Genomic DNA, 7,772 nt, shown 5'->3' with positions numbered 1-7,772 from the left:
CTCAATCAGGCCAATTGGTCGGCAAACTCTGAAGGAGTTCAAGCTCCATAGCCCGGGGTAAGAAACCGTGAGGTTTAGCCACCCCGGGTTGGCAAGTACGCGTAACCGGCGGTCGCGGGATGTCATTGTTTGAAATAACAACCTTTTTTCGACCGCAAAGGAGGGAGGTGTTGATAAAAGCGCAACAACAGCAACAACAGTAACAATAATAACCAACAACCGTCAAAGCTCGCAACTAGCGCAACCTGAAATTTTGAAACCCTTAAATCAATTAACAATGAATAATGTGTAATGAATAATTAAGAGGTGAAAGGTTCAGGTCCGCAGTCTTTCGTCTTTCTTAAAACTTAATACTTCTTCCAACAACCATAACAACAGTAACTACAGAAACTATCAAAATATACAAGGGCTTTCACCTGGCCGGGAGAAGCCGGAAGAAGAAATGCATGCCTGTTGGTTCAGTAGTTTTTTAGGGGTTAAATGCAGGCATGCGCTATAAAGGTAAAGGTTCTAGTGAGTCTTTTTCCGGGAATGATGCTTTCGACACGCATCCATTCATCTCTTCCGGTTGGGTGAGACCCTCTTTTGATGTTTCTGTGAAAGGCAGATGACAATTGGTGTACTGTGTTGTAATATAGGCATTTATTTCACTTGTGCGGGGGATTTGCAGGAGGTATTAAGATTCTCTGAAAAATATTTCTATTTTTAAAGCTTCACTCATTTCAATCTTGAAATTCGGGGCTTTAGCAATGGTGCAGAAACTAAGGAATAAAGACTACTTTCTATGGAAACGATTCAAGGATGGAGATGATGAAGCTTTTTACTGGCTTTATGATCAGAATATCGACGCGCTATATTCCTTTGGTATCAGTGTTTCGAAAGACAAAGAATTTGTCAAAGATTGCATTCACGATTTGTTCCTCGATATCTACAAGTACAGACATCAACTTTCCGATACCGATTCCATCCGGTTTTATCTTTTCCGTTCGTTGAAGCGAAAAATTCACAAAAAAGGAAAGAAGAAGCTCCTTTCTGTCATGTACAATGAGGATGTTATTTTGACGCGGGAGCAATTTGTTATTGGGGCCGAGAAAAAAATCGTCGAGCAGGAGACAAAGGATGAGAATCATTTGATACTGGAGAAGGCTATGGAGAAACTGACCCAACATCAGAAAGAGGCTCTTTTCCTTAAATTCGATCAAAATTTTTCGTACCCTGAAATTGCCGAGCTGTTGGGTATATCGGTCGAATCGGTACGGACAAATGTTTACCGTGCCTTAAAAACCCTTCGGGAATGTATTCAGAAGGAGAATCCTTCCTTTTATCTCATCCTTTTTGGAAGAATATTCTCTTCTTAAGGCATTGTAGTATAGTTGTTTGTGCTTTTTGTGTGTAAAAAAGTTACATTTTTGTGTCTATGTTTTTGAGATTTCCTCCTTTGTTTAAGTAAAGGACGAATATAAATGAAGGAAAAATCAAAAATAAAGGCCGAAGACATCCTGATGCAGGATGGCGAGCCTTCCGATGTGCTTTACGGTAAAAACGCAGATGAAAGCGAGGACGAAGTGCGTGAGCGGCAGCTGGCCCGGCGAATATATTATTACCTGATCAATCATTCAAAAACATCGTTGCCCAATGATGAAAAGAGTGTTTTAAAAAGTCAGATAGTTGATTCAGTCAACCAGTATCGAAGGTCCAGGCGGGTGCGGGTTTGGTCGGCTGTAGCGGCTATACTGATTATCGGCTTTGTCGGTGTGCTGTGGTACAGTCAGGTACATGAAACACCTGCCGTTGTCAAATTTGCTGAAAATACTTCGGTTGCCCTGCCGGTAGGAGATACCCGTCTGATTTTGCAGAACGGCCAGGAGATTCGCATCGATAAAAAACAGTCGAAAATCCAGTATGGCCAAAATGGTAAGGATATCAGTATCGATGCCAGTCAGAAGGTCAAGCAATCGTTGGAGTCGAAGAAAATTGTGTACAACACCGTTGTTGTCCCGTACGGAAAAAGAACGGAAATCACCTTGTCGGATGGCACCAATGTTTGGTTGAACTCCGGCACTCGCTTAGTGTATCCGGCTGTTTTTGCCAAAAACAAAAGAGAGGTTTACATCGACGGAGAAGCTGTTTTTGAAGTGAAACACTCCGATGTCAAGCCATTTTTGGTGAATTCCCGTGATTTCACTGTCAGGGTGATGGGGACAGTATTTAATGTCAGTGCTTATTCCGATGACCAGTATTCGAGTGCTGTTCTGGAGCGCGGAAAGATTGAACTCAGCTACAAGGGGAATTCCCTTCTGCACAAGGAAAAGACTCAACTTTCTCCAGGCGATATGGCGATATACAATCCAGGTAAAAAAGAAATATCCGAAAAGCGTGTGAACCCTGCCGATTACTTGTCATGGCGGATGGGATATTATGTATTTAGAAGTGAAAGGCTTGATAATATACTGAAGAAGCTGGCCCGTTATTACGATGTGGAAATTAAGCTACAAAATACGGAGCTGGGAGAGCAAACATTCTCAGGTAGTTTGGATTTGAAAAAGACACCTGAAGACGTGTTGAAGGTAATCCAAAAAACGACTTCGCTAACCTTTTCATGTACAAAAGATGAGATAATTATTAACTAAAAACTATATCGTATGACTTGACGAAATCAGAAAGCAAAAAGTTTGCGGATGCGCCAACACCCGCAAACTAGCAACTAACATCGCGTAAGTAGATTAGCAATATTAATTTAATTCAAGGAGGTTAAATCTATGAAAAAAACACAAAACTGTGCGCATTTTCCTCATTTATGTGTGCACACATTTCGAGTTATGAAACTAACGATATTCATTCTTCTGCTTGGAGTAGGAAATATTTATGCATCGAGTTCGTATGCACAAAATACGAGACTATCGCTCCATCTGGAAAACAGTACAGTGGGTCAGGTGTTTGACCAGATTCAACAACAAAGTGAGTTTATTATTTTCTATAAGGATAATCAAATTAATATCAACCGAAAGGTTAATGTTAACACGGAAAATAGCTCAGTCGATAAAATACTGAACCAGGTTCTTGCCGGAACCGATTTAACCTATCATATCTTCGACCGGCAGATTGTCATTGGTCCGCGGGATGAGGTGAAGCCGAAGAACGGAAATGAAGAGATGCAATCGCCGCAGCCCGAAACCAAAACAAAAACAATCACCGGGAAAGTAAACGATGTAAAAGGCAGGCCAATTCCGGGAGTTACCATTATCGTAAAAGGAACGACGCACGGAACCATTACGGATGCGGACGGAAACTTTAGTTTGACAAATGTGTCGGTCGGTTCTATGTTGACTTTTTCTTTCGTTGGAATGAAGTCGGTCGACGTAGCCCTGAACGGAAAAACGTCGCTGGATGTAGTGATGAAGGAAGAAGCTGTAGGGCTGAATGAGGTAGTTGCCGTTGGATATGGAGTACAGAAAAAAGTGGATGTAACAGGATCTCTTTCCACTGTAGATGGTGATAATATTGTGAAAAAGCCGGTTGCGCAGGTGTCGAATGCGCTGCAGGGAGTTGCACCGGGTATTACCGTCACACAAAGTAGCGGACAGCCGGGTGCTGATGCCGGTACGATCCATATTCGCGGAATTGGAACTGTGAATACCGATAATAACACACCTGACAAGAATGCCCCCTTGGTATTGGTCGATGGAATGGAATACAATATCAATGATGTCGATCCCAACGATATTGCTTCCATATCGGTATTGAAGGATGCTGCTGCTTCATCTATTTACGGTGTACGCGCTGCAAATGGTGTGATTTTAATTACAACCAAAAGGGGAAAAGACAATCAGATTAAAGTTTCCTATAACGGATATGTTGGGGTACAGAAGCCAACCAAGTTGCCGAATTTCGTCGGGGCACAGGACTACATGAAATTGGTCAACCAATTAAGTTTGAATTCTGGTGGAAGTGCCAAGTTTACTGATGCAGATATTGCCGCTTACAACGATCCGAATCGAAATAAGGATCAATATCCGGATGTGTACTGGATGGATGAAATTTTACAAGGCTCCGGTATTCAACAACAGCACAGTATCGCCATTAGTGGCGGTAGTGATAAGGCGAAATTCCGTTTTTCGACCAACTATTTAGATCAAAAAGGGCTAGTAAAAAAGGCGAATTTCAAACGAGTAACGGTTCGCTTGAATTCGGATGTGACCATCAGCGATAAATTGAAATTTAATGCGGATGTGTCGGGGAATTTTTCTGACCGCAGCGAGCCGCAGGGAAATACTGGAAATACAGGTGACGGTATTTGGTTCCAGTTTAGCCAGGCTATCATGTCCAATCCAACACTTCCGGTTAAATATTCTGACGGAACCTGGGGGGTGGCCAGAGGTGATGGCAACCCCGTTCGCCTTCAATCCGACGGAGGTTCTTATAAATACAACGATGATGTATTTAGTGGCAATTTCCGGCTGAGTTACGAGATATTGAAAGGTCTGGAGCTTTCCGGTAATGCGATGGTAAATTATAATGTTACCAACAATACCTATAATGACAAAGCGCTGACGTACGTTAATTTCTTCACCAAAAATGAAATCGTAAAAGGTTCAGACCAGATTAGCAAAAAGAACTATGGAGACTTTTACTATAATTTGCAGTCGCTACTACGGTACAATGTTTCAGTTGGAAAAAGCAATGTAGGATTGCTAGGTGGTATCTCCAAAATAGACGATAACACCAATTATCTGTACGGATACCGTAATAACGGCTCATTAAATGTACTCTCCGAACTGGCTGGTGGCGACCCGGCTTCGCAAAAAAATAACGGTTATTCATATGGCTATGGCCTGCTTTCCTATTTTGGGCGGGTGAATTATTCATATAATGATAAATATTTGTTTGAGGCCAATATACGTCGTGATGGTTCGTCCCGGTTTTCGAAGTCAAACCGGTGGGGAACATTTCCGTCTTTTTCAGCTGGTTGGCAATTGTTGAAGGAGCCTTTCATGGATGGTATTAATTTCATGAGTGAGCTTAAACTTCGCGCATCGTGGGGACAATTAGGAAACCAGGAATTAGGTAATTATCCGTACCAATCAGTGATGGTTCTGGGATATGATTACCCGTTTGGCGGTAGCTTGAATCCCGGGGCTAGGATAGAGACAGCTGCCAATAGCAACATTAGCTGGGAAACAACAGAGATGAGCGATATTGGTTTGGATGCCATGTTCATGAAGGGTAAAATGAACTTCTCCTTTGACTACTATGTGAAGAATACCAACGATATTCTGCTGCAACTTCCTATTCCCGAAACGGTCGGTCAGTATGCTCCATATCAGAATGCAGGAAGTGTGCAAAACAAGGGTTGGGAATTCTCTCTCGGATACAAAGGCGCCATACAGCAGAAGTTCAAATACAATGTGCAGTTCAATATTTCTGATGTAAAGAATAAGATTACCGACCTGAAAAATGCCGATTGGGAAAGTTCGAACAATGACAATGTGATCCAGGCGTATCATGTTGGTGAGCCTATCGGAGCATTCTACGGATATGTTTGTGATGGTATTTTCCAAAGCCAGGATCAAATTGATAACCATGCTACCCAGCCCGGTAATGTTGCTCCCGGAGATTTGATTTATCGGGACCTGAGCCACGATGGAAAGATTGATGCTTCTGATCGTACCGTTATTGGAAGTAATATTCCGCGGTACACTTATGGATTGAACATCAATGCTGTGTACAAGAATTTCGATCTTTCTGCCTTTTTCCAGGGAGTCGGAAAAGTTGATGTGACAACGGTTCAATCCAACAGAGCACCCATCAGTCAGGACGGTAATTTCAAAAAGTTGCATCTCGACAGCTGGACACCGGACAACACGAGCGCTTCATTTCCAAGGTTAACGTCCTATTCTCACAACTATGTTTCTTCCTCATTCTGGATTAAAAATGGAGCATACTTAAGACTAAAGAATCTGCAGGTTGGCTACTCTCTTCCGAAATCATTCGACCGAACCGTAGGTATTGACAGATGCCGTTTTTATGTGTCAGGCCAGAATTTGGTTACCTGGTCGAAGCTGAATAAGTATGGCATCGACCCGGAGAATCCTGATGACAGTCGCTACTACCCTCAGGTAAAGGTATTTTCTTTAGGCGTTAATGTGGACTTTTAAAATTGACAATCATGAAATTGAATATATATAAATACAGCTTCATTCTACTGAGCCTCTTTTTATTGGTTGCCTGTGATGAAAGTTTTCTGAACAAACAACCAACCGATTCACTGACCACCGACACCTACTGGGTCAACTCCGATAATGCCGTGCAGGCTGTTACGGGCTGTTACCGCTTCCTGGGAGGTGACGATTGGTGGAGGACTTTTCTGACCTGTGCAACCGATGATAGCTATGCCTGGTCTAACTGGCCATGTGATATCATGTATGCCGGAAACGGAAGTGCAACAACTACATTGGGGACTTTCAATCACTTTTGGTCTTTCATGTATAAAAGTATTGCCAATACTAATAACGTTCTGGCCAACATCGGTAAAGTCCCGGATATGAATGCCGACTTGAGAAATCAACTGATTGGCGAAGCCACTTTTATTCGTGCCTGGTCATATCAGCAATTGGTAGGTCTCTATGGTGACGTTCCGTGGATTACATCACCGCAAACCAACCCCGATCAATATGACGTCAGCCGAACCAGTGCCAGCGTTGTGATGGATTCAATCTCTGCACAACTCGCGAAGATTGCGGACTATTTGCCGGTTTCCTATTCCAGCGATCAGTTCGGACGGGCTACAAAAGGTGCAGCACTGGCATTGAAAGCGAGAATCGATTTGTATAATGGTAATTATTCTGCTGCTGCTACTACTGCTAAGGAGGTGATGGACATGAATGTGTATACGGTTGACCCGGATTACATGAGTCTGTTTAACGGAACCAACGAACATAGTTCGGAAATCATCCTTTCGGCCCAGTATACCGACAATTACAAGAGTGCTTTGGCCACATGGATTGGAGGCCCGACAATCGGAGGTTGGTCGGAAATCGTTCCCTTACAGTCATTAGTAGATGCCTACGAATGTACCGACGGAAAAACGATCGATCAATCATCACTGTATGATCCTCAGCATCCGTTTGAAAATCGTGATCCCCGGTTAAAGATGACCATCGTGGTACCGGGCGGTGTCCTGAACGGCGATACCATTGATATTACGGATCCGAATTCAGCTGATGGACTGGGTAAGAACAATGCATCGTACACGGGCTATTATTATAAAAAATATATTCCGGCGACGGTTGACGGAGGTTGGAGCGGAAACTCAACCAACGATATAATCATTCTTCGTTATCCGGAAGTACTGCTTACTTATGCCGAAGCGAAGATTGAGATGAATGACATCGATCAATCGGTTTATGATGCTATCGACCAGGTTCGGGGACGCGCAGATGTTAATTTGCCGCCGATTCCGACCGGCCAGTCACAGACGGCCATGCGACAAATCGTTCGGCAGGAGCGCAGAGTTGAATTTGCGGAAGAAGAACAGCGTTTGTTTGATATTCGCCGTTGGAAAATTGCCGAAAATGTGATGCCTGGTGATGTGTATGGAATTTTGAACTACTGGAACAGTGCTCGTAGTGACTACCAGAAACACGTATTGGTAGAGAACCGGCAGTTCAATCCGCAACGCGATTATCTCTGGCCGATTCCGCAAAGCGAAGTCGATTTGAATAAAAATCTGACGCAGAATCCCAACTGGTAATTTTTCTTTTAGCATAACAACT

General features: G+C 43.1%; 4 protein-coding genes. All 4 read left to right on the top strand.

From position 1 onward, the window contains the following. The first annotated feature begins 749 nt into the window (after positions 1–749). The 4 genes from T426_RS24175 (at position 750) to T426_RS0117540 (ending at position 7,750) form a co-directional block, all read left to right on the top strand. Positions 750–1,358 carry an RNA polymerase sigma factor gene (locus T426_RS24175; RefSeq protein WP_051538992.1) on the top strand — a complete coding sequence of 203 codons (609 nt, stop codon included), beginning with the start codon at positions 750–752 and terminating at the stop codon, positions 1,356–1,358. A 105-nt stretch (positions 1,359–1,463) separates the two neighbouring features. Then, positions 1,464–2,630 (top strand): FecR family protein, encoded by a 1,167-nt coding sequence (locus T426_RS0117550; protein WP_025864995.1) that lies wholly within the window; start codon positions 1,464–1,466, stop codon positions 2,628–2,630. Between the two features lie 189 nt (positions 2,631–2,819). Further along, complete coding sequence (locus T426_RS0117545) at positions 2,820–6,155, top strand: TonB-dependent receptor (RefSeq protein WP_025864994.1); 3,336 nt, start codon at positions 2,820–2,822, stop codon at positions 6,153–6,155. Positions 6,156–6,166: 11 nt separating this feature from the next. Then, complete coding sequence (locus tag T426_RS0117540) at positions 6,167–7,750, top strand: RagB/SusD family nutrient uptake outer membrane protein (RefSeq protein WP_199898630.1); 1,584 nt, start codon at positions 6,167–6,169, stop codon at positions 7,748–7,750. Positions 7,751–7,772 lie beyond the last annotated feature (22 nt).

The organism is Prolixibacter bellariivorans ATCC BAA-1284 (assembly GCF_000621705.1).
GTDB lineage: Bacteria > Bacteroidota > Bacteroidia > Bacteroidales > Prolixibacteraceae > Prolixibacter > Prolixibacter bellariivorans.
The sequence above is the reverse complement of the archived record's forward strand: the minus strand, read 5'-3'. Positions and strand labels throughout refer to the sequence as shown.

Coding starts and splice junctions, on each gene's coding strand:
- T426_RS24175 (WP_051538992.1), top strand. CDS start 750: ATGGTGCAGAAACTAAGGAATAAAGACTACTTTCTATGGAAACGATTC.
- T426_RS0117540 (WP_199898630.1), top strand. CDS start 6,167: ATGAAATTGAATATATATAAATACAGCTTCATTCTACTGAGCCTCTTT.
- T426_RS0117545 (WP_025864994.1), top strand. CDS start 2,820: ATGAAACTAACGATATTCATTCTTCTGCTTGGAGTAGGAAATATTTAT.
- T426_RS0117550 (WP_025864995.1), top strand. CDS start 1,464: ATGAAGGAAAAATCAAAAATAAAGGCCGAAGACATCCTGATGCAGGAT.